The sequence below is a fragment of the Microbulbifer sp. SE14 genome (assembly GCF_059834885.1).
The window spans coordinates 101,899-123,482 of the sequence record NZ_JCBAJA010000006.1 but is presented as its reverse complement, the minus strand read 5'-3'; the positions used below and the strand labels follow the sequence as shown (position 1 = coordinate 123,482).

15 protein-coding genes are annotated in these 21,584 nt (G+C 63.1%); 6 read left to right on the top strand and 9 right to left on the bottom strand.

Translation table 11 applies throughout. From position 1 onward, the window contains the following. Positions 1 to 103: 103 nt before the first annotated feature. The 4 genes from AC6R19_RS06285 to AC6R19_RS06270 form a co-directional block, all read right to left on the bottom strand. Positions 104 to 1,039 carry an MBL fold metallo-hydrolase gene (locus AC6R19_RS06285; protein ID WP_500578916.1) on the bottom strand — a complete coding sequence of 312 codons (936 nt, stop codon included), beginning with the start codon at positions 1,037 to 1,039 and terminating at the stop codon, positions 104 to 106. A 164-nt stretch (positions 1,040 to 1,203) separates the two neighbouring features. After that, positions 1,204 to 2,508, bottom strand: coding sequence for an MgtC/SapB family protein (locus tag AC6R19_RS06280; protein WP_500578915.1), 1,305 nt, complete (start codon positions 2,506 to 2,508; stop codon positions 1,204 to 1,206). A 132-nt stretch (positions 2,509 to 2,640) separates the two neighbouring features. Then, positions 2,641 to 3,726, bottom strand: a complete 1,086-nt coding sequence (locus tag AC6R19_RS06275) for a hypothetical protein (protein ID WP_500578913.1) — start codon at positions 3,724 to 3,726, stop codon at positions 2,641 to 2,643. Between the two features lie 597 nt (positions 3,727 to 4,323). After that, the gene (locus tag AC6R19_RS06270; protein ID WP_500578911.1) at positions 4,324 to 5,676 is read right to left on the bottom strand and encodes a patatin-like phospholipase family protein; all 1,353 of its coding nucleotides are present in this window, start codon (positions 5,674 to 5,676) and stop codon (positions 4,324 to 4,326) included. Positions 5,677 to 6,117: 441 nt separating this feature from the next. On the opposite strand from AC6R19_RS06270, the gene AC6R19_RS06265 reads away from it, so the two are divergent. Continuing rightward, positions 6,118 to 6,525: a VOC family protein gene (locus AC6R19_RS06265; RefSeq protein ID WP_500578909.1), complete on the top strand. Its 408-nt coding sequence runs from the start codon at positions 6,118 to 6,120 to the stop codon at positions 6,523 to 6,525. Between the two features lie 28 nt (positions 6,526 to 6,553). Then, the gene (locus AC6R19_RS06260; protein WP_500578907.1) at positions 6,554 to 7,426 is read left to right on the top strand and encodes an SDR family oxidoreductase; all 873 of its coding nucleotides are present in this window, start codon (positions 6,554 to 6,556) and stop codon (positions 7,424 to 7,426) included. Between the two features lie 19 nt (positions 7,427 to 7,445). On the opposite strand, the gene greB is transcribed toward AC6R19_RS06260, so the two are convergent. After that, a complete protein-coding gene (gene greB, locus AC6R19_RS06255) occupies positions 7,446 to 7,946 on the bottom strand; it encodes a transcription elongation factor GreB (protein WP_500578905.1) in 501 nt (166 codons plus the stop codon). Between the two features lie 17 nt (positions 7,947 to 7,963). Further along, on the bottom strand, positions 7,964 to 9,922 hold the full coding sequence (locus AC6R19_RS06250; protein WP_500578904.1) for a S9 family peptidase: 1,959 nt from the start codon (positions 9,920 to 9,922) through the stop codon (positions 7,964 to 7,966). Positions 9,923 to 10,227: 305 nt separating this feature from the next. Between AC6R19_RS06250 and AC6R19_RS06245 the strand changes: the two genes are divergently transcribed. Both AC6R19_RS06245 and AC6R19_RS06240 read left to right on the top strand, forming a co-directional pair. After that, entirely contained in the window at positions 10,228 to 11,082 is an 855-nt protein-coding gene (locus tag AC6R19_RS06245; protein ID WP_500578903.1) for a beta-keto acid cleavage family enzyme, read from the top strand. A 75-nt stretch (positions 11,083 to 11,157) separates the two neighbouring features. Continuing rightward, positions 11,158 to 12,630: an alanine/glycine:cation symporter family protein gene (locus AC6R19_RS06240; RefSeq protein WP_500578902.1), complete on the top strand. Its 1,473-nt coding sequence runs from the start codon at positions 11,158 to 11,160 to the stop codon at positions 12,628 to 12,630. Between the two features lie 178 nt (positions 12,631 to 12,808). On the opposite strand, the gene AC6R19_RS06235 is transcribed toward AC6R19_RS06240, so the two are convergent. The 3 genes from AC6R19_RS06235 to AC6R19_RS06225 form a co-directional block, all read right to left on the bottom strand. After that, positions 12,809 to 14,767 (bottom strand): acetyl/propionyl/methylcrotonyl-CoA carboxylase subunit alpha, encoded by a 1,959-nt coding sequence (locus AC6R19_RS06235; protein ID WP_500578900.1) that lies wholly within the window; start codon positions 14,765 to 14,767, stop codon positions 12,809 to 12,811. Between the two features lie 2 nt (positions 14,768 to 14,769). After that, positions 14,770 to 15,921, bottom strand: coding sequence for an acyl-CoA dehydrogenase family protein (locus AC6R19_RS06230; RefSeq protein ID WP_500578899.1), 1,152 nt, complete (start codon positions 15,919 to 15,921; stop codon positions 14,770 to 14,772). Positions 15,922 to 16,031: 110 nt separating this feature from the next. Beyond that, positions 16,032 to 17,639, bottom strand: coding sequence for an acyl-CoA carboxylase subunit beta (locus AC6R19_RS06225; RefSeq protein ID WP_500578897.1), 1,608 nt, complete (start codon positions 17,637 to 17,639; stop codon positions 16,032 to 16,034). Positions 17,640 to 18,025: 386 nt separating this feature from the next. Here AC6R19_RS06225 and AC6R19_RS06220 point away from each other — a divergent pair, with 386 nt between their 5' ends. Together AC6R19_RS06220 and AC6R19_RS06215 are read left to right on the top strand one after the other, a co-directional pair. Then, complete coding sequence (locus tag AC6R19_RS06220; protein ID WP_500578895.1) at positions 18,026 to 18,673, top strand: TetR/AcrR family transcriptional regulator; 648 nt, start codon at positions 18,026 to 18,028, stop codon at positions 18,671 to 18,673. A 371-nt stretch (positions 18,674 to 19,044) separates the two neighbouring features. Beyond that, on the top strand, positions 19,045 to 21,549 hold the full coding sequence (locus AC6R19_RS06215; protein WP_500578893.1) for a hypothetical protein: 2,505 nt from the start codon (positions 19,045 to 19,047) through the stop codon (positions 21,547 to 21,549). The last annotated feature ends 35 nt before the right edge of the window (positions 21,550 to 21,584 follow it).

The following is a 21,584-nucleotide window of genomic DNA, read 5'->3' as shown; positions in this document are numbered from 1 at the left end:
TTGGGATAGCCCTTTTTATCAGGGGGTAGGCTAGTTGATGGCCGGGATCGGGTTCCGAGTGGGTTCGAGCCTCGATCGCGGCGGGGCCGCTCCTACGGGTGGTTCAGAGCCCCAGTTTTTCAGCACCCAGGTCAGGGCTTTCTGGACCTTGCCGACGGGGATAGACAATAAGTTTGTCCATGGCTTTCCTCTCGGGCTCCCCGCCCATTTCCCGGAGTGCTTCGTTGAGTAATTCCAGGTCGCTGGCGGCCAGTGCCAGGCTCGCCTCTTCGGGCTGGTAGCTGCTGCCGATGGGATAGTCTTCGCCCGGCGTACGGGACATCTCTATATGGGTGCCGAGTATCGCGGAAATGCGGTTTTCCCGGGAAAAGTCCACCAGTCGCTGGATGCTGGCCTTGTAGTCTTCCCAGTCCCAGATATACAGCCGGCCCGGATAGAGGGTGTCGCCGGTCAGCAACCAGCGGGTGCGAGGGTCGTAGACGGCGATGGCCTCGCTGTGGTGCCCGGGCGTTGGCAGTACCGTGAGTTTGCGCCCGCCCAGGTCGACCGTGGCGCTTCCACTGGGCCAGTTGTCGAATCCGAAGAACTCGTGCACCGACTCGGCATTGGGCTCGACCAGGGTGACGCCGGCCCTGCCGGCGAACTGCGGGTCTGCGGCGGTGTGGTCGCCGTGGCCGTGGGAGTGGGTGACGAGTATCTCCTGTACGTCGCTGCCCGTCGCCTCCCTTCTCTGGGCGATCAGATCCCGCAGGGTGTCGTAGAGGGGGAAGAGGTCGGCTTCGGCGGTGGCTCCGGTGTCCTGGACGAAGACCTTCTGCTCGCCGAACAGCACATAGATGAAGGGCGCCTCGAAATGCAGGCATTTGTCCTGCCGCAATATATAGGTATCGGCGTCAAAGCGAAAAATTTCGATTGCCGGGTCTCTATTCTCTTCGCAGTTTTCCGAACCGTGGTTCCAGACTTTCTGCTTGAGCCGTTCCAGCGGGTCCGCCTGGGCCGCCGTGGCGGTGAATACGAACAGTAACAGCAGGTACTTCATGTGGGACTCCCTTCGGGTATTTATATTCATTGCGATACTTCCGCGGCAGCGGGTATTTATAAACGATCGCCTGCGGAAGGAAAATCCGTGTTGCGGCAATTCACCGCCCGGATATGTCCGCACGGCGATAGTTGCGGGGGAACCGGCCAGCAGGGGGAATCCTTTTATTGGGGCCAGAGCAGAATCACCGCTACGCCCGCGGCAAAGGGCACCGCGAACAGCAACAGCAGTTGGCGGAAGAGGGCGCGGCCACCGAGTATGCCGGCCGCCCCCAGTTTGAACACCAGGTTAGCCAGGGTGGCTATGACCATGGCGCGCCAGGCGGTGGACGGATCGACAGCTTCGGTACCGGCCAGGTTGGCGGTGGAGAGGGTGATGGCATCCACGTCGGTAATGCCGGAGATAAAGGCGACCACATAGATACCGCGATTGCCGAAATACTCGCGGGCAGCGGCGATGGCCACCAGCACGATCGCGTAGACGGCGGCGAACACCAGCGCCGCGGTCAGCTCCGCGGGGTTGCTCTGCTCCGGCATCTCGCTCTTGCGGTTCTTGACAGCGCGGTAGCCCACCGCGCAGGTCGCGATGCTGACCAGCAGCAGGGCGGCCAGTGGGGGAAGCAGCTTGGGCAGTATGTGCGGTGCAACCACGGCGATTTCCACGAACATGCGGATAAACATGCTAGTGGACGCGATCAGTATGACCAGGGCGGCCACAGCGGCCAGGCTCTTTTCGTCCCTGGCGCGGCGGGCGTAGCTGACGGTGGTGGCGGTGGAGGAAATGAGTCCGCCGATCAGGCCGCTGAGCAGTGTGCCGGCGCGCGCGCCCACCAGTTTGTAGGCACCGTAGCCGCCGAGACCTATGCCGACGATCAGTACGACTAAAAGCCAGATCTTGAACGGGTTGAGGACGTCGTAGGGGCCGAAGGTCCTGTCCGGCAGCACCGGCAGTATGATCAGCGAGATCAGCGCGAACTGCATGATCGCGCGCAGGTCCTTCTCCGGCAGGCGCTTGGCGAATTTGTGCATGCTGGGCTTCAGGTGCAGCAGCACCGCCGTGGTGGCTCCGAGGGCGACGGCCACCGACATTTCGCCGAGCACCAGGAAGGCGCCCAGCAGGTACATCAGCAGGGCGGACACTTCCGTGGTGATACCGCTGCTCTCCTGATCGCCGCGCATCCGCTCCAGGTTGCCGAGCACGATCAGCACTGTCATACACAGCAACCCGGCGGGCACCAGCCAGGGCGCATCGTGGACTTCGCCGAGCCGGGCGGCCAGGGCGCCAAATATCGCGATCAGCGGATAGGTGCGGATCCCCCCGAGCCGGTCCGCGGTGCGCTCCCGCTGCAGGCCGATCAGCAGGCCCAGTCCCAGGGCGATGGCGAAGGCAACGAGACTCTCGGAGTCGATAAACGCCTGCAGTGGATCGGGAATTTGGTCCTCAGTGCCGATCGGGGGGGCATCTTGCATCGGTCTTTCGCTTGGCGCCTTTGTTCTGCCACCCCATCATTCTAGTGAATCAATGGAGGCACCTTTGTCGTGACGGCCGGGCCGGGCAGCACCCGGCGCCGGGACCTGGCGCGGGGTGCGGCTTGTAGCGGCCTAGGGCGCGAGTCCGCAGGAGCCGAGACGCTGTTTGTAGGGCTGGTGCTCCTCCAGGAAGGCCAGATAGCGGTCGCGGAAATCGGCGCAGGAGGCGGTGCTGTCGTCGGAGGAGGCACAGCAGCGCAGTGTCTCGCGCAGTTCCCGTTCCGACACGCTGTCGAAGGCATCGGAGTAGTGCTGGTCGTACATGAGGCTGTCCTCCCTGCTCTTTACCGGGCGCCAGGAGTTGGTGCCGTAGGCGCCGCCGTAGTAGCAGCCCGTTTCCGCCTCGCAATTCAGGCCGATATCCTCCGCGCCCCACACCGGTGCGCAGCTGGACTTGAAGTAGTCGTCCTTCTGGTCTTCCGACCAGGAACAGCAGTCGTAGTGGCCGTCGCCGTCGTCATCGCTGCAGATCCCCTCGGCGTCGCGATTGAAGGCCAGGCATTCGGACTTGGTGCCGAAGCTCGGGCATGCAGCGCTGGTGGAGAGGGTGTATTCAGAGGCCGGCTTGAAGCCGTTGCACCACTTGGAACAGCCGGGGGCATCCAGGTTGCCCCACTGCCGGGACATATCGCTGGGCCAGCCGGTCACCGGCGTACCGTCCTTGTTGAAGCCGCCGCCGTAGAGATCCGCCAGGCCGAAGTTGTGACCCACCTCGTGGACGACGGTGTTGCGCTGGGCGTGGAGGGCGTCGTCCGCGCTGCTCCACGCGGGGTTGGCGCCGATATAGATGACTTCCCCGGCGGCGCCGCCATTGGGGGAGGCCGCGAATACCACTTTGATCAGGCCGTGGATATCGTCCGCGGGGCACTGGTCCATGATGGCCTGGTGGATCTTGTCATCGTTGCAACTGAGGCCGCTGCCGCTGTGGGCGCCGCCGTCGGTGCCCACGCACTGGTAGTCCTGGTCGTCGTCGATTTCCATCTTGTAGAAGGCCAGGTTGGCAAAGTACTCGCTGAAGGGCGCTATCGTCTTGAATTGGTTGTAGACGGCGTCTTCGACCAGGGTGTCGAAGTAGGGCGCGTCGTTCAGGTTGATAAAGAGGATTTTCAGCTCCGCGTTCTCGCTACCTTCGAAAGGCAGGCAGGAGGACGAGGTCACGGAGGCATAGCTGCCGGGTGCCAGGTAATATTGCGCGCCCGACTGTCCAGAGCCGGAACCGGTACTGGAGCTGTATGTGGCGTCAGACGGGGGGCTTGTCTCTTCTCCGCCCCCTCCGCCGCCGCCACATCCGTATAGCGCGCACGCGACTGCCATGCCGAGGCAAAGACTCAGAAAGCTGTTCATCGGAATTCGAACCTACAACTCAATGCGCCGGCAGTTTATTGGCGTCGCCCATAGTGTTCGTGGACTGCCAGCGCGAAAATTTTTCTTATCCACTCATCCGGTCAGTGGCTTGGCGCAATAGTCGTGGGTCCTGGGAGGTCTCAGGGGATCGGGACTGCCGGACGTCTGACGAGCGCTGTGCCGTTTCAACCCGGTGAATTTTTAACCAGGTTCGGGACGTCCGTGTGGGTGAGAAATTGTCTAAAAAATAAACAATCTGGTTCTTGGCGACGCAAGGAGTTTACCCGCTATACAGTAGTGATGCCACAGTTGACTCAGTTGGTCGTTTTTTAAACAGGTGTTGAGGGGAGATGGAAAGGAGGAGAGCTCCACGATCGAATCGTGGAGCTGTCTTTATCCGTTGATGGTGAACTACTGCTCCTGCTTTTCAGCTACCGGCTTGGCGGTCACCGTCGTCGGCTGGGATATATCCGACAGGCGTATCTGCAGGTATTTCTCCCAGTTGAACCCCTGCCCGGGATTACCGGGGTCTGTGCGCAGGAAGTCGATGGCCGCCCTGGCGCCGCAGACGAACAGGTGCTCCAGGTGGGTTTCCGGCATGGAGAAGTCCAGCCAGTGCGGCTGCTCGCCATTGGCCAGTCTGGTGATCTCTATCTCCTTCACCAGTTCGTTGTAGTCGGCATTCACGCTGGCGTGGAAGTGGTTGTCCAGCATGCGCCGGCCGGTGTTGACCAGCCCCATCGTGAAGCGGCCGCCCCCGTTGGTTTTCGGCCGGTAGAGATCCAGTTCCAGTTTGACGCCGAAGGTCGGCAGTTTCGGTGCGCCGGTTTTGACGTGGAAGATGTCAAAGGGGAAGTTGGACACCATGCCGCCGTCGACAAACTCGACATTTTGCGGGAAGCCGTTCTTGAAGAAGGCCTTCGGGTCCTTGATACCCTTTATTTTCTTCCACTTTTCCGCCACTTCGCTGCTGAGATCGATATGGGGAATATTGCGCACGATATGCGGCTCGAAGAATCCGGGTACTGACATGGAGGCGCGCACATACTCGGCCGGGTTGATCGAGTCCGGGTTGGAGAAATAGAGGCCGGCGATATCCGGGAATACGGCCCGGGTTTTCGTGCTGGTGTCCGCGGCCACCAGGGCGACGGAACCATTACCCACTTCGGCATCCTTCTTGCCGCGGTATTTCAATGTGGGGAACTGATTGATCCGGGTATTGAGTTGCGCGGTGGATTCTATGCCCAGCTGCTTGAGCTGGTCCTGCAGCCACTGCTTGAAGTTGTTGCCGGGGTTGAGGCCCTTGTTCTTCTGCAGGTATTTAAACGTGCGGATGGAGTCTATCGGATGGAAGGCAAATATGCCGAAGAGGCTCTTGCCTTTGAGCAGCCGCTTGACGGTTTTCCTGGAGAAGTCTTTGCCGTCCTCGAAGCTGGCGAAGTCGGCGTTGGACAGTATCGTCAGCAGTCGTTCGCTTTTGGTTTCGTTCGGGGTGCCGGCGGCGGCCAGGAAGAGGGCGTTGATGGCGCCGGCGGAGGTGCCCGCGATCTTGCGGAAGCGAATGCCCGCCTTTTCCAGTATGTAGGTGTAGCCGGCCAGCGCTACGCCGAGCATGCCGCCGCCTTCCAGTACAAGATCGACATATTGGTTGTCTTCCTCGTCACGGACGTCGCTGAATGTCTTGCCGATGATATTGGACTTGGATACTTCCCATTGCGCATCTGCTTTCGCTAGTGCGCCCTCAACCCAGTTTGAACTTCCCACGTAAAGCTCCTTCGCCACCTGGCGTTTATCGATGATGATTGCTGAGAGGTCAGAATTATTTCATTGCGCGCCACTGGCGATCGGGTTTGGCCGATGCCAAAGCTTGCGACAATAAAAACAGTGAATCTATGGCGTGAAATGCCAACCCCTGGCCGCGAGCCGTTATGCGATTTATGCACTGGCGGCTGGCCGCTATCAATGTAGATCATCCGCTGCCGTATTTTGGTGTTTTGAAATTGATTGGCGTGCGGCTGTCTCTCCAGTAAATGCTTCAATCTCTGCCGAAGGGAGAGGTGCCAAAGCGGAGTTCTCTCCGGGGCAGCTGCCGGTGGCTGGGCTACCCTGATGCTTTCGGCACCGATGCCATGGAAACTCCATACCAAGTGAGATGAAACTATGGGTGAAAAGAGTGCAAAGTCACTGGCTTTGGGTATTAACCACGTGGCACTGGATGTAAGGAATATCGACGAAGAGCTGGAGTTTCTCGGTCACCTGTTCCGATTCGATCTGCGGGGCAGGGGCGATGGCATGGCGTTTATCGAACTGGGCGATCAGTTTGTCGCGCTGTTCGAGGCGGATGAACCGGGAGAGGACCGGCACAGGCACTTTGGCCTGGTAGTCGACGACAAGGCGCGCGTGGAACAGCGACTGCGGGAACGGAGTATTCCGACGATCAGCGAAAGATTTCTCGACTTCCGCGATCCGTCGGGAAACCGCTGGCAGATAGTCGAATACGGGCAGATCCAGTTTGTCAAACACCCGCAGGTGCTGAGGTTTTTGCGGGCCGAAGGGTTGCAAAAAACCGGCGACGCCCTGCGGGAGCTGAATGACAAGGGTATTGATTTGTAGCGGCCCGGAGGGAGCAGGAGGAATTTCGATGCCGGAAGACTTCGACAAATTGCAGGAAGAGCGGAAACCCCAGCAGCAGTCCAGGCAGCCCGGCAGGGAGCACAAGATGGAGCCCCGGCCGATTTACATTCGCGACAACTACCACGGCAGCGGCAAGCTCCGTAACAAGGTGGCCCTGATCACCGGCGGCGACAGCGGTATCGGCCGGGCCACCGCGGTGCATTTCGCGCGCGAGGGTGCCGATATCGCGATTGTCTATCTGGAGGAAGACCGGGACGCGGAGGATACCAAGGCACTGGTGGAGGGCGAGGGGCGGCGCTGCCTGTTGTTGGCCGGGGACATTCGCTCGTCCAATTTCTGCCGCCAGTGTATCGGGAAAACGGCGGACGAGCTGGGGCGGCTGGATATCCTGGTCAATAACGCCGCGGAGCAGCATCCGCGGGAAGGCCTGGAAAAGATCAGCGACGAGCAGTTGCAGAATACCTTCGCCACCAACTTTTTCAGCTTCCACTACTTCAGCCGCGCAGCCCTGGAAGTGCTGCCGGACGACGGAGTCATCCTGAACACCACCTCGATCACCGCCTATCGCGGGAGTCATCACCTGATCGACTATTCGAGCACCAAGGGGGCCATAACCTCCTACACGCGCTCACTGGCAATGGCGCTGGCGTCGAGGGGGATACGGGTGAATGCGGTGGCGCCGGGGCCTATCTGGACGCCGCTGATACCGGCGACCTTTCCCGCCGAGCGGGTGGAAGACTTCGGTGGCTACACGCCGATGGGCCGGGCCGGGCAGCCCTGCGAGGTGGCGACCTGTTTTGTCTTCCTCGCCAGCGAGGACGCCTCTTACCTGACCGGCCAGGTGATCCACCCCAACGGCGGCGGCTTTATCGAAACCTGATTTTCAGCATATGCATGCGCTACTGTTCGTAGCGAATGTCCACTATGTAATAGGTCACCCATTTTTCCCCGACCTTCAGGTCCACCTCGTCGTCCAGTCGCCGGCCGAGCAGGGTGCGGGCCACCGGGGAGTCCATGGAGATCAGGCCTGCCTTTACGTCGAACTCGTCGGGGCCGACGATGCGGTAGCTTTTGGTGTTGCCCTCGTCGTCCTCTATTGTCACCCAGGCGCCGAAGAAAACCTTTTCGATGTCCTCCGGCACCCGGTCCACCACGGTGACTTCCTCCAGGCGCTTGGTGAGAAAACGCACGCGGCTGTCGATCTCGCGCAGTCGCTTCTTGCCGTAGATGTAGTCGGCATTCTCCGAGCGGTCGCCCAGTTTGGCGGCGTCGCTGACCGCCTGGGTGACCCGCGGCCGCTCCACTTCCCACAGCTGCCTGACCTCGGCGCGCATGCGCCGCGCCCCCTCGGGAGTGATATAGCGGGAGCCGCGCGGGCGCGGTGGTCTCCATCTTCCCATTTGTGATTTCTCGTTCTCTATGGTGATACTGTTTCGTTTTCTATGGCGATGCCTGGACCCGGCTCCGGCAGCGGGAAATGGAAAATGCGGCTGTAGAATTCCAGCTCTCCCTCTAAAGCCATTTTGATGCTGTCGCCGCTGCGGAAGCCGTGGCCCTCATTTTCAAAGGTGATATAGGCCACCGGTATGCCGCGCTGTTTCAGGGCGTCGACCATGGTCTCGGCCTGGTTGGGCGGCACCACCTTGTCCTCCAGGCCCTGGAAGAAAATCACCGGGCAATCCAGTTGCTCCACGTGTTCGATCGGCGAGCGCTCGCGGTAAATGGCCTCCGCCTCCGGCCAGGGGCCTACCAGCTTGTCCAGGTAGCGGGACTCGAATTTGTGGGTGTCCCGCGCCAGGGTGGTCAGGTCGCCGATGCCGTAGTGGCTGGCGCCGGCCTTGAAAGTGTTGTGAAAGGTCAGCGCCGCCAGCACCGTGTAGCCGCCGGCGCTGCCGCCCTTGATCAGCAGCCGCTCCGGGTCCGCCAGCCCCTTGGCCACCAGATACTCGGCGCCGGCGCAGACGTCCTCCACATCGACTATGCCCCAGCAGTCCTTCAGGCGCTCGCGGTAGTCGCGGCCGAAACCGGTGCTGCCGGAGTAGTTGACGTCGAGAATGGCAAAGCCGCGACTGGTCCAGTACTGGATTTTCAGGTTCAGCCCGGCGGAGGTCGCGCCCGTGGGACCGCCGTGGCTGAACGCGATCAGTGGTGGCTTTTCGCCCTCCGGCGCTGTGTATTCCGGGTTGTAGGGCGGGTAGTAGAAGCCGTAGACATTGCGCTCGCCGGCGGGAAATTCGATCTCCTGGGCGACGGAGAAAATATCCTCCGGAAGCTTGTTGTTGTTGCTGCTGGCGATGACCTCGAACTTATTGTTGTGGCTGTCGTAGGCAATCACCGCCGGGAAGCGGTCGGCGCCGGCGGCGATCATTACCGCCCGGTTACTCTCGCAGCGCAGGCTCTCGATATCACAGTAGGGCTGCTCCAGCAGTTTGTGTTCGCCGCTGTGAATATCGATGCCGGCCAGATGCCAGCGGCCCTCCTGGGTAAAGGTGCAGAGGATTTCGTCCGAGGTAAGGAAGCCGTAGGTGGACATGCCGAAGACCCACTGGGGCGTGGCGAACTCGGCCTGTTTTTCCCACAGCGGCTTCTCCTCGCCTTGGCGGTAGATATTCCACCAGTTGTTCCTGTCGGAGACGTAGAAGAGTTCGCCCTCCGGTGACCACTGGGGCTGGAAGATGGACTCACTATCGCCGCCGGCGACAGGATCGATATTCTGCAGGTTGCGGTCGGCGTCCAGTTCGGCCACGCAGAGTTCGGTGGCGTCCCAGGGCATATTCGGGTGATGCCAACGCAGGAAACTGAGGCGGTTGCCGTTCGGGCTCAGTGCCGGGTTGGAATAGAAGTCGGCGCCCTCCGCCAGTACCCGCGGTTCGCTTTCGAGAGGCTTGTCGAGGTCTATGGACAGTATGCGGGCAATCGGCTCGCCACCCTTGTTACAGGGGGCGTGATCCTCCTGTACACACAGCAGGCGATTGCGCCGGCGGTCCAAGGTGAGGTCGGCGTAGCGGCTCTGGTTCTCGACAGTGATCGGTTCCGGCAGCTGTTTGTCGAGATCCATGCGGTAGATGCGCTGGTCGTCCGCCAGCACGAAATAGACGCTGTTGCCGCTGACCAGGTAGCTGGCGCCGCCGTATTCGTGCGCCTTGGAGCGAATGCTGAGCGGCGCCGGGATTACATCGCGCCGGCCCGTCTGTGGGGAGTATTGCACCAGCACCGAGCGGCCCTTCTCAGCGGGGCGGGACTCCAGCCAGTAGTAGCGCCCGTCCACCAGGCTGGCCTCGCTCAGGCGCACGCTGCCCTCTACCAGCAGGTCGGCGCCGATGGGGGATTTCCAGCTGCCGTAGGGGGCGGTTTTTACTGACGGGGAGTCGCTCATGGAGTCGGTTCCTTTTCCTTTCCGTTGTGCAGTTCGCGGCGCATTCTGCCGGGCCGCGCTGGGCGATACAAGGTACCTTTTCCCCGCCGAGACCCTGTGTTAGCCTGTCTGACCAAGCAAGCGCTTGGTTTTGCTTGACGGTGGATGGCGGACCGCGGACCGCTATAGGATTGCTTGTAGGGTGCGCCGTGACAGAAAATTGCTCCTGCACTTCTACCATCCATGGCGGCTGCGCACCAAATGAGCCGCTGATAATTGAATGGTGCGCACGGCGCACCCTACAAGATAATTCAGGAGAGCCCGCAATGATGGATGAGGTGGTGATCACCTGCGCCCTGACCGGCGTGCTGACCAACCCGGAGCAACACCCGGTGCCGGTAACTCCGGAGCAGATGGCCCAGTCGGCGCGGGAGGCCTACGACGCCGGTGCCTCGGTCATGCACGTGCATTTCCGCGCGCAGGAGCCGGGCAGGGGGCACCTGCCCAGCTGGGATCCGCAGGTGGCGCTGGAGATTGCCGACGCGATACGCGCGGCCTGTCCTGACGTGATCCTGAACTTCACCACCGGCACCATCGGCCGGGACCAGCGGGGCGCCCTGGACTGTATCCGCGCCGGGCGCCCGGAAATCGCCGCCTGCAACGCAGGCAGCCTCAACTACCTGAAGGTGCGCTCCGACAGCACCTGGGCCTGGCCGCCGCTACTGTTCGAGAATCCGGTGGACAAGGTGGAGGAGCTGCTGGCGGTCTGTCGCGAGACGGGCACCCGCCCGGAGTTTGAGTGCTTCGATGTTGGCATAGTGCGCTCGGTGGGCATGTTCGGCGATGTGGGCATGGTGGACAGGCCCAACTACAACCTGGTGATGGGCGTGGCCTCCGGTATGCCGGCGGATGTGGAGCTGCTGCAGCTGCTGCCCAACTATATGAAACCCGGGGCCTTGTGGCAGAGCACGGTGATAGGTCGCGAGGAGATCTGGCCGGTGCACCGCAGGACCGCCGAACTGGGCGGCCACCTGCGCTCCGGGATGGAGGACACTTTCTACCTGCCCGGCGGCGAACGCGCTGGCTGCAACGGCCAGCTGATCGAGGCGCTGGTGACGGTGGCGGAGGAGTGCGGGCGCAGGGTGGTTTCTCCCCGGCGAGCGCGGGAAATCTTTCTGTAGGCTAGTCTTATACAGAATGCAGTTTTCCGCGCCAGCGAAGCTGGCGTGCTGTTCTGTGGTGGGTGGGAGCGCGCGATGCAAGGCCTTCTGGATACCCTGGCGACCTTTGTCGGCTGGGGCAATTCGATTACCTGGGGTGGATTCGCCGGCTTCTGGTGGCTGGGTATACTGATCGCCGGCCTGCTGCCGGCGGGGCTCTACTTCACCTGGCACAGTCGCTTTATCCAGTTCCGCCATTTCGGTCATATGGTGGCAGTGATGAAGCGCAGCTTCAGGAAGGAGCACTACGACTCCGTGTCCTCCTTCCAGGCCTTTGCCACCAGCGCCGCCGCGCGGGTGGGCACCGGCAATATCGCCGGTGTTGCAGTGGCCATCACCGCCGGCGGCCCCGGCGCAGTCTTCTGGATGTGGATGGTGGCCTGGGTGGGCATGGCCACCAGTTTCGTGGAAAACACCCTGGCGCAGACCTACAAGGAGCGTGGCGAGGAACACGGCACCTTCCGCGGCGGACCGGCCTATTACATCGAAAAGGGTTTGGGCAAAAAATGGAAGTGGCTGGCGGTGCTGTTTTCCATTTTCCTGGTGATCTGCTTCGGTTTCTTTTTCAATGCGGTGCAGTCCAATGCGATGGCTTCGGCCATCAGCAGCGCCTGGGGCGTGCATCCGCTGCTGGTGGGCGCGGTGGTGGCGCTGGTGGCGGCGCTCATCGTCTTCGGCGGTATCCACTCCATCGGCCGCTTCGCCGGCATAGTGGTGCCGATTATGGCGCTGGCCTATCTGGCGGTGGCTTTCGCGATAGTCCTGATGAACCTGGGGGAACTGCCCAGGGTCTTCGCCGAGATTTTTGCCAATGCCTTCGGTTACGAGGAGGCCGGTGCGGGCGCCTTCGGCGCGGTGGTCGCCAACGGCATCAAGCGCGGCCTTTTCTCCAACGAGGCGGGCATGGGCTCATCGCCCAACGTGGGCGCCGCCGCGGATGTGAGACACCCGGCGGTGCAGGGCTATGTGCAGATGGCCTCTGTATTTCTCGACACCATCCTGATCTGCACCGCGACGGCGGCGATCATCCTGCTGGCGGACGTGCATATGGTGGGCAATATCGAGGGCGTGACCCTGACCCAGGATGCCCTGGCCAGCGAGGTGGGCGCTTGGGGCGGCAGCTTTGTCGCCCTGGCTCTGCTGTTCTTCGCCTTTACGTCGATCATCGCCAATTACTACTACGCGGAAACCAATATCTTCTACCTGTGGCACACGCGCACGTCGATTTTCTGCTACCGGCTGCTCTATATCCTGTTCATCCTGTTCGGCGCCTGGGTGGCGCACAGCGGCAGCTCGGAAAATTTCGCCCTGCTGTGGAATATGGCCGACATGTCCATGGGCTTTATGGCCTCGGCCAACCTGCTGGCGATACTGCTGCTCTCCGGCGTGGCCTTCAGAGTGCTCGGCGATTACGAGGCGCAGCGGGCGAAAGGAATTGAGGAGCCGGTGTTCGATGCGCGCAAGTACGATATCCGCGGGGTGGAGCACGATGTGTGGGACGGGGATTAAGACTGAAGCAGTTGATAAAGATTTGTAGGGCGGATAAGCGCTAAGCGCATCCGCCGCTGCGGTTGGTGGATGCGCCCGGCGTGGATGCGCCCGGCGTGGATGCGCCCGGCGTGGATGCGCCCGGCGTGGACGCGCTTGACGCTTATCCAACCTGCGAACTACCCGCATTCATCACTCATCATTCCGCAGCTATCTCCACCAGCAACTGACCGCCGCGGACCTGGTCGCCGGCGCTGGCGGTCAGCCTGGCAATTGTGCCGTTGCGGTCGGCTTTCAGCGGATGCTCCATCTTCATCGCCTCCATGACCGCCAGGATATCGCCGCGGCTGACGGCCTGGTTGGCCTGCACGTGGACCTCGACGATACAGCCATCCATCGGAGCGGTGATGCGGCCGCTGCCCTGGCTTTCGCCGGCGCTCGCCGGCGCCAGGGTAATGTCGACGAACTGCCACTGGCGGCCGTCGCGGAGCAGGTAGAGGGAGTCCGCGATTTGCACATAGGCTTGCCGCCGCCGCAGGCCATCGACCAGCAGCTGTGCGGAACCACCGGCAAACTGCTCCACTTCGATCTCGAAATCCCGACCGCAGGAAGAAATGCGGTAGTTGTGCCCGCCGGGGCAATACAGGTCCAGATCGAATTCCCGCGCCCCGCACTGCAACCGGTAGCGCAGCGGCAGGCTGTTGTCGCCGCTGCGCCAGTTGGCGCGGCCGCTGCGCCTGTCGGAAGGACACAGTTTCTGCTCGTGGACCAGCACCGCGGCCATGGCCAGGGTTTCGGCTGCGGGTTCCATACTGGCGGAGAAGGAAAAGGTGTTTTCCAGGAAGGCGGTGGTCGCCCGGCCGGCACAGAACTGCGAATCTTCGAGCAGCTGTCGCAGGAAATGGATATTGCTTTTCGGGCCGACCAGTTGCAGTTCGCCGAGGGCCCTGTGCAGGCGCCGCCGCGCTTCGTCGCGGTCGCGCCCCCAAGCGATCAGTTTGCCGAGCATCGGGTCGTAGTAGGGCGACACTTGGGTGCCCGCCAGTAATCCGTGGTCGCAGCGGATGCCCTCCGCCCGCGGCTCTTTCCAGTGGCGTATCCGACCCGTTTGCGGCAGGAACTGGTTGTGCGGATCCTCCGCATAGAGGCGCACCTCGATCGCGTGGCCGCGCTGTTGCACCTGTTGCTGCGCAACCGGCAGCGGCTCGCCGCGGGCCACCGCCAGCTGCCAGGCAACCAGGTCGAAGCCGGTTACCATTTCGGTTACCGGGTGTTCCACCTGCAGGCGGGTGTTCATTTCCAGGAAATAGAAATCGCCGCTGCTGTCGAGCAGGAATTCCACGGTGCCCGCGCCCAGGTAGCCGCAGGCCCGGGCCGCAGCGACCGCGGCGGCGCCCATTCGTTCCCGCAGTTGCGGATCCACCGCCGGCGACGGCGACTCCTCGAGGATTTTCTGGTGGCGCCGCTGGATGGAGCAGTCGCGCTCGCCCAGGTGAATCACGTTGCCGAGAGCATCGGCGAATACCTGGATTTCGATATGGCGCGCGTCTGTCAGTGCCTTTTCCAGAATCAGTTCGCCGCTGCCGAATGCGCTTATGGCCTCGCTGCGCGCCGAGCGCAGCTGCGCGGCAAGGTTGTGGGCATCCCGCACCAGGCGCATGCCGCGTCCGCCGCCGCCGGCGGCGGCCTTGACCATCAGCGGAAAACCGATGCGCTCCGCGGTGGCGACCAGTGTCTCGTCGTCGGTATCCGAAAAAGAGAAGCCGGGAATACAGGGCACACCGGCGGCGGCGACGAAATCCTTGGCCCTGCGCTTGTTGCCCATCAGTTCGATGACGTCGGCGGAGGGGCCGATAAACAGCAGATCGTTGTCCGCGCAGGCGCGGGCGAAGTCGGCATTCTCGGCCAGGAAGCCGTAGCCGGGGTGCACGGCCGTGGCGCCGGATTTTTTCGCGGCGGCGATCATTTTGTCGATATCCAGGTAGGACTCCGCCGGTGTCCGGCCGCCTATGCCGACGACGCAGTCGGCGCTCCTTGTGTGCAGCGCGCCCCTGTCCGCGTCGCTGTAGACGGCGACGGTTCTGTAACCTTCGGCTCTGGCGCTGCGCATAATGCGCAGGGCGATTTCGCCGCGGTTGGCGATTAGCAGGGTGTGCATGGTCAGGCCCCGGCTTTGCCGGGCAGTATGCCCATCAGTTTGCAGATAATGCCGAGCATCACCTCGTCGGCACCGCCGCCGATGGCGGTCAGGCGGCAGTCGCGATTGATTGCCGTCTCCTCGATATAGCCCATGCCGCCCCAGAACTGCAGGCACTGGTCGGGAATGGTTCGCGACAGGCGACCGGCCTTGAGTTTGGCCATGGAGGCGAGCGCGGCGACATTCTCGCCGCGCACATAGGCCTCCACCGCGCGCCAGGTCAGGGCGCGCAGACACTCCACTTCCGTCTGCATCTCCGCCAGGGAGAAGTGCACCGCCTGGTTGTTCAGCAGCGGCGCGTCGAAGGCTTTGCGCTCGCGCACATAGTCGATGGTGCTGGTGACGCAGTTCTCCAGGCCCCTGATGGTCAGTGCCGCGCCGGCCAGGCGCTCCTCCTGGAACTGCAGCATCTGCAGCGGGAAGCCGGCGCCCTCGTCGCCGATGCAGTGGCTCCGGGGTACACGGACATCGTCGAAGAATACCGGCGCCGTCTCCGAGGAGCGCATGCCGAGTTTTTCCAGTTTTTCGCCGATGCGCACCCCGGGTGTCCTGGCGGGAATGATCAGCAGGGACTTGTTCCTGTGCACCTTGCCCTCACCGGTGTTTACCAGAGTGCAGAAGAAATCCGCACAGGGCGCATTGGTGATCCACATCTTGCTGCCGTTGACGATATAGTCGTCGCCGTCCGCCACCGCCGTGGTTTTGATCGCGGCGACATCGGAGCCGGCACCGGGCTCGGATACGGCGATGGCGCCGACCATCTCGCCGCGGATCGCCGGCGCCAGGAATTCCTCTTTCAGTGTATTGCTGGCGAAGTTGGCCAGCGCCGGGGTGGACATGGATGTCTGCACGGCGATGGACAGCGGTACGCCGCCGCAGTGGGCCGCGCCCAGTTCCTCGAGAAATACCATCTCGTAGCTGAAGTCCAGGCCCAGGCCGCCGAAGTCGGGGGACTTGCCGATGCCGAGCAGGCCGAGCCGACCGAGTTTGCGGAATATCTCGCGGATCGGGAAGGCGCCGGCCCTTTCCCACTCGGGGATATGGGGATTGAGTTCCTGCTGTACGAAGTTGCGCACCGTGCGCTGCAGTTCGCGGTGTTCGTCGGTCAGTATCATTATTCTTGTCCCGTAAGTTGATCCCGCTTTTCTGTAGGAGCGGCCCATTGACTTTCCGTTAGACTTCGGGCCTCGATCGCGGCCATGGGCCGCTCCTACAGCGTAGTTTTCTAGAACCTCGCCACACCGAAGGTGTTATTTCTGTTCTCCACACGCTCCGCCTCGCGGCATATCTCCAGCAGCATGCCCAGCAATTTGCGCGTATCCCGCGGATCGATAATGCCGTCGTCCCAGAGTCGCGCGCTGCAGGCGAGGGCGTCTGAGCCGGCTTCCATAAAGGCGGCGGTGTCCGTCTCCAGCTTGTCCAGCGCCGCCTCGTCCACCCGGCCGGCGCGCTGCATCTTCTTCTCGGTGACGATGCGCAGCACCTTGCCCGCCTGGGCGGCGCCCATCACTGCGGTGCGGGAATTGGGCCAGGCGAAGATAAAGCGCGGGTCGAAGCCGCGGCCGCACATGGCGTAGTTGCCGGCGCCGTAGGAGCCGCCGACGACGATGCTGATCTTGGGCACACTGGTGTTGGCTACCGCCTGAATCATTTTCGAGCCGTGCTTGATAATGCCCTGCTGTTCCACGTCGGTGCCCACCATAAAGCCGGTGGTGTTGTGCAGGAACAGCAGCGGCGTGCCGCCCTGTTCGCACAGCTGGATAAATTGCGCGGCCTTGTTGGCGCCCCGCGGTGTAATGGGGCCGTTGTTGCCGATAACGCCGACGGGCTGGCCCTCGATGCGGATATGGCCGCAGAACGTCTGGCGATCGAAATCCGGTTTGAAATCCAGCAGGGCGGAGCCGTCGGCGATGCGCGCGAGTATTTCCCGGACGTCATAGGGTTTCCTGCTGTTCGCCGGTATCAGGCCCAGCAGCTCCTCGATCGGGTAGCGGGGTTCCGACCATTCGGTTCGTTGCTCGTGCAGATTCGAAAGAGGCAGGGTGGCGACAATTTCCCGCGCTATGCGAATACCGTCGGCATCGTCCTCGGCCAGGTAGTCGCCGCTGCCGGACTGCCGGCAGTGCATTTCCGCTCCCCCCAGGCTCTCCTCGTCGGCAATTTCGCCGGTGGCCGCCTTCAGCAGCGGCGGACCGGCCAGGTACATGCCGGCCTGGCCGCGCACCATCACCACGTAATCGGAAAGGCCCGGCTGGTAGGCGCCGCCGGCGGTGGCGCCGCCGTGGACCACGGTGACCTGGGGGATGCCCGCGGCGGACAGCCGCGCCTGGTTGGCGAAGCCGCGCCCGCCGGGGGCGAAGGTTTCGCCGGCATACATCAGGTTGGCGCCGCCGCTCTGGGCCAGGGTGAGGATCGGCAGGTGGTTTTCCAGCGCTATCTGCTGCATGCGCAGGGCCTTGTCCATGCCCGCCGGGGAAATGGTGCCGCCTTTCACCGCGTAGTTGTCCACCCGCACCAGGCAGCGGCGGCCGCTGACTCGCCCTATACCGCAGATGGCCCCGCCGCCGGCGCCGCTGCCGTCGCGGTCGTCGTAGAGTCTGTAGCCGGCCAGGGCGCAGAGTTCGATAAAGGGGGCGCCGGGATCCAGCAGCCGGTTGAGGCGCTCCCGCGGCAATAGCCAGCCGCGTTCGCGGTAGCGTCCGGCCTTTTCCTGCTCCGTTTCTATCGGCCGCCGCTCCGCCTCGCGGAAGCGGGCTATGGCGGCGAGCATGTGTTCCCGGTTGTCGCTGAATTCCGGCGAGCGGTTGTCCAATTGGGATTCTATGGGTTGCACCAGAGCTTGCCCTTATTGCTGTGATTATTGTTGCCCCGTCGCTGCTAACATCGTCGGGTGCCGTGGACAATGTTGGGGTTGACTCGCGCCATCCATGGCGCTCGCCCTTCGGGCGGCAGATTTTTGCTCCTGCAAAATCTGCATTTCTGCCATCCATGGCGGTCACCTGCGGCGTCCAAACTTGCTCCCGGCAATTTTGTCGCAAAACTCACCCCAACCTACACGCTTTCCGAGTCCCGAGTCCCGAGTAGCTACTTTTATCGTTTGTCTGTTCCGGCCTGAACTTGCACCGCCAGCGGTGAAAGCGCAGAATGGACCAACGCTACCAAGCAAGCGCTTGGTATTCAATAGCCGGAAGTGGGGTTTGTGTGAAAGGGGCGAGCGCAGTGCAGAAAGTCGAGGAGAGAGGGCCCGCGGTATCGCCGCGCCAGTTGATTGCATCGCTGGTGTCCGGGGGCAAGCTGAGGGATCCGGACTCTCCCCGGGGGCGGCTGCTGAATGCCGCCGCGCGGCTGTTCGAGCAGAAGGGTTTTGCCCGCACCACGGTGCGGGATATCGCCGCCGAGGTGGGTATTCTGTCCGGCAGTATCTTCCATCACTTCGCCAGCAAGGAGGATATCCTCTGCAATGTGATGCAGGAGGTGACCACCTACGCGCAGGCGCGCATGGCCCAGGCGGTCGCGCTGGCGGGTTCGCCGCGGGAGAAGTTGCGCGCCTGTATCCTCTGTGAGCTGGAGGCGATTCACGGCCTGGCGGTGCCCGGCTTCCCGATACTTGTATCGGAGTGGCGCAGCCTGTCGCCGGAGAGTCAGAAAATCGTGCTGCAGTTGCGGGATCAGTACGAGCGGACCTGGCTGGATGCCATAGACGATGCCGGTTGCCCGGGCGGGGATCCGGCGCTGACGCGCCGCCTGCTGTTGGGCTCCCTCAGCCATACCCACAGCTGGTTCAAGCCGCGGGCCAAGTCCAGGGATAAGGGACTGTCGTTGGTGGAACTGGCGGATCGGGTGCTGGATATTTTTGCTCCTGCGTAGCTACTCATCTCTGTGGCACTAAGCCAAGACCCGGGCGGCCCTGCTGTCGGTGGCCATTTGGGGAAAAGCCTCATCGGCAAACATTCCCCGAATGGCGCCCGACATCAGGGCCTTCGCATTGAAGTCCTGTACTCTTTTCAAGTCTTGGGGGAGTAGTTGCGCTCCTGCATAGATCTGTCACCGGCGGCCAAAAGATGCCGACTCCTGTCACTCTCAGTTTGTGCACCCTGCCGCCTTTCGCACCAAAACTCCATCGGCGCTGATCCCGGTGAGAACCAGTGCCCACCGCACCCTGGGGGAATCCATTAGGCTCCGCTGCTCATATCGTTCGAATGTGACACTGGGTGTCACATATTTCGGTGGAGCGCTCAATGTCAGGGCAGGAAAAGTTTCAAGTGGTTTCCGCGGGGAAGACCCTGCACGCCAAGGCGCCGGCGGAAGTGCTGCAGGAGGTGGCGAAGACTTTTTCGATTCCGCTTTCCCAGGCGCGCCGGTTGCTGGTCAAGGGCTGGGTGATCAAGGATCAGCTGTCCTCGAAACAGGTGCTGGAGTACCGCACCCGGCTGCAGAAGATCGGCCTGCGGGTGAAGGTATTCCCGGCGGGCAAGTTCGACAACCGGGCGCTGGTGGCCAGGATGCAGTTCGCACAGAAACGACGAACGCGCAGCCAGGCGGACAGAGTAGCGGCAGCCCCGGTTCAGCCTGCGAAGACGGCGGCGCCGATTGTGGCCGCCGAAGCGCCGCGGACAGTTGCCCCGGCGGAAAATCCCGGCAAGGGCCGGGCCCGGTCCCAGGTGGAATCCCTGTTCGGTGACGGGGCGGCAACGCTGCGCGACCCGTCGGCCGCCAGGGCGCAGCTGGCGCTGGGCCTGTTTCCGGCGGCGCTGGTGCCGGGCCTCTTTTTCCTACTGTTGTGCCTGTGCGGTTACGGCGCCGCGCGCGCCCTATGGCAGCTGCCCCAGTCGGCGATGGCCGGAGAATTCACGGTGTTTACCGCGATCGGCAGTTTGCTCGCGATATTGATGGCGGGCTTTGTCGCTGCGCTGCTGGCCTGGCCCTTTTTTGCGGCGCGGCGCCTGGCGCCCGCGGAGCAGGGCGCGGTGCCGCTGAAGCGCACCGAGGCCCAGGGGCTGTACCTGCTGCTGGAGGTACTGGGGGAGAAGGCCGGCCTGCCGAAAGTGGAGCGGATTTCCGTGACCGCGGGGGTGGAGGTGATCGCCGGGCCGACGCTGGCGGATATCCGACGGCAGCAGTTGCCCCTCAGCCTGGGGCTGGGGGCGGTGCGCTCGTTCAGTGGCAACGAAATACTGGCCCTGGTGGCCAGGGCGCTGGGCATCTACCGCGGCGGCCTGCGGGGTTTCACCGCCTGGCTGGTGCTGGACACGGCGCGGCGGTTGCAGCTGATGCAGTGGGCGCTGGAAAACGAGCGCAATATTTTTGCCCCCAGTGGCGAGCCCGGGGCGCTGAAGCCCCTGCACGCCCTGTTTGCCAACTGCGGCAGGGGGGTGCTGCCGCTGGTGGAGCGCCTCTATGAACTCCACCGGGCGGTTACCGCTGCCGTTGCGCGGCGGCTGGAGCGGCAGGGCGATGCCCGGGCCGCGCAGGTACTGGGCAGTGACGGTTTTGTGGGCTTCGCGGAAAAGTGGCACCAGTTGGTACACGCGGAGCTGGTGGTGGCGGAAATCAACCGCGAGGCGTCCGTCGCTGGCCAGCGTCTGCGGGACTACCCCGACGCGGTGCACTGGATGCTGTGCAACCTGGACGAGGAGACCCGCTCCAATATCGAACTGGCGATGGCCCAGGCCAGCGACTCCTGGGACGCTACCCAGGCGGCGGACAATGAGCGTATCGCCTGGGTCGAGGACCTCGGCCTGCAGCCGCTGGTCCAGAAGGAGTTTTCCATACAGAAGCTGTTCGACAGCCTGGATACACTGACCGCTGCCATCAGCGTTTCGGTCGCCGCCGAAGGCGCCCGTGCGGTGGAGAACCGGCTGCTGCTCTGTGCCAGCAAGGAGGCCGAACAGGCGCTGCAACTGCTGGGGGAGTACTTCAACCAGCTGCCCCCGCGCCGCTTCCTGCCGCTGGAACTGCCGGCCGGCGAGGAGATGCAGTCGATGGACCTGCAGTCGGCCATCGACTGGTTGCGCGGCAAGCTCGTCGAGCTGAGGGAGTTGGAGCAGCGCTGCGACGACCTGGTGGCGCGCGGCGCGGCCATGCAACTGGGGGCCGGGCTGCTCAGGATCCAGGCCAAGATAGAGCCGCAGGAATTCTACCTCGGCGGGGCTACCCCGGCGGCGGCCGACGAGAGCATCAGGGACAACCGCGCGCGCCGGGGGGAGCTGCAGCAGCAGCTGCTGCAGATCTTCCGCGTCTTCTATCTGCGCATCCGCCGCGCACTGGAAGCCATGCCCGCAGCGGAACGGCAGGCGGCCCGGCAGCAGCTGGAACAGCTCCAGGCCTATGCAGCCCTGGCGCCGCGGCTGGAGAAGCTGGACAACTATGCGGATATCCTGGGGCTGATGATCGATCGCCTGTCCCTGGATGCCGCTCAGCGCGAACTGGTGCAGAAATACTTCTTACTGGCCGCGCAGGAACTGGAAGGGATCTTCTCCGCAATAGAGGCCTCTTCAGTCCTGCGCGAGCTGGGCCTGGGCGAGGCGCTGCAGGAGCGCGTCGGCAGGGCCCCGCTGCCCAAACTGCCGCAGCAGCGTCAGGGCGTGGTGGATGGGCTGCAGGCGATGGAGCTCAAATGCAAGAGCGCCAGCGCCGCGATCGGTGAGCACTACCGGATACAGCTGGCGCGGCTGCTGGAGCCCTGCCTGAAGCGGGAGCGGGCACTGGACGTAAAGCCGCTGCGGTTGGTGAAACACCTGTAGGAGCGGCCATTGGCCGCTCCTACAAGGGTGAGGGA

Excerpts from the sequence above, each read along its gene's own strand:
- AC6R19_RS06235 (WP_500578900.1), bottom strand. The coding sequence starts at position 14,767 with ATGCACACCCTGCTAATCGCCAACCGCGGCGAAATCGCCCTGCGCATT.
- AC6R19_RS06230 (WP_500578899.1), bottom strand. The coding sequence starts at position 15,921 with ATGATACTGACCGACGAACACCGCGAACTGCAGCGCACGGTGCGCAAC.
- AC6R19_RS06240 (WP_500578902.1), top strand. The coding sequence starts at position 11,158 with ATGCAAGGCCTTCTGGATACCCTGGCGACCTTTGTCGGCTGGGGCAAT.
- AC6R19_RS06280 (WP_500578915.1), bottom strand. The coding sequence starts at position 2,508 with ATGCAAGATGCCCCCCCGATCGGCACTGAGGACCAAATTCCCGATCCA.
- AC6R19_RS06245 (WP_500578903.1), top strand. The coding sequence starts at position 10,228 with ATGATGGATGAGGTGGTGATCACCTGCGCCCTGACCGGCGTGCTGACC.
- AC6R19_RS06215 (WP_500578893.1), top strand. The coding sequence starts at position 19,045 with ATGTCAGGGCAGGAAAAGTTTCAAGTGGTTTCCGCGGGGAAGACCCTG.
- AC6R19_RS06250 (WP_500578904.1), bottom strand. The coding sequence starts at position 9,922 with ATGAGCGACTCCCCGTCAGTAAAAACCGCCCCCTACGGCAGCTGGAAA.
- greB (WP_500578905.1), bottom strand. The coding sequence starts at position 7,946 with ATGGGAAGATGGAGACCACCGCGCCCGCGCGGCTCCCGCTATATCACT.
- AC6R19_RS06260 (WP_500578907.1), top strand. The coding sequence starts at position 6,554 with ATGCCGGAAGACTTCGACAAATTGCAGGAAGAGCGGAAACCCCAGCAG.
- AC6R19_RS06285 (WP_500578916.1), bottom strand. The coding sequence starts at position 1,039 with ATGAAGTACCTGCTGTTACTGTTCGTATTCACCGCCACGGCGGCCCAG.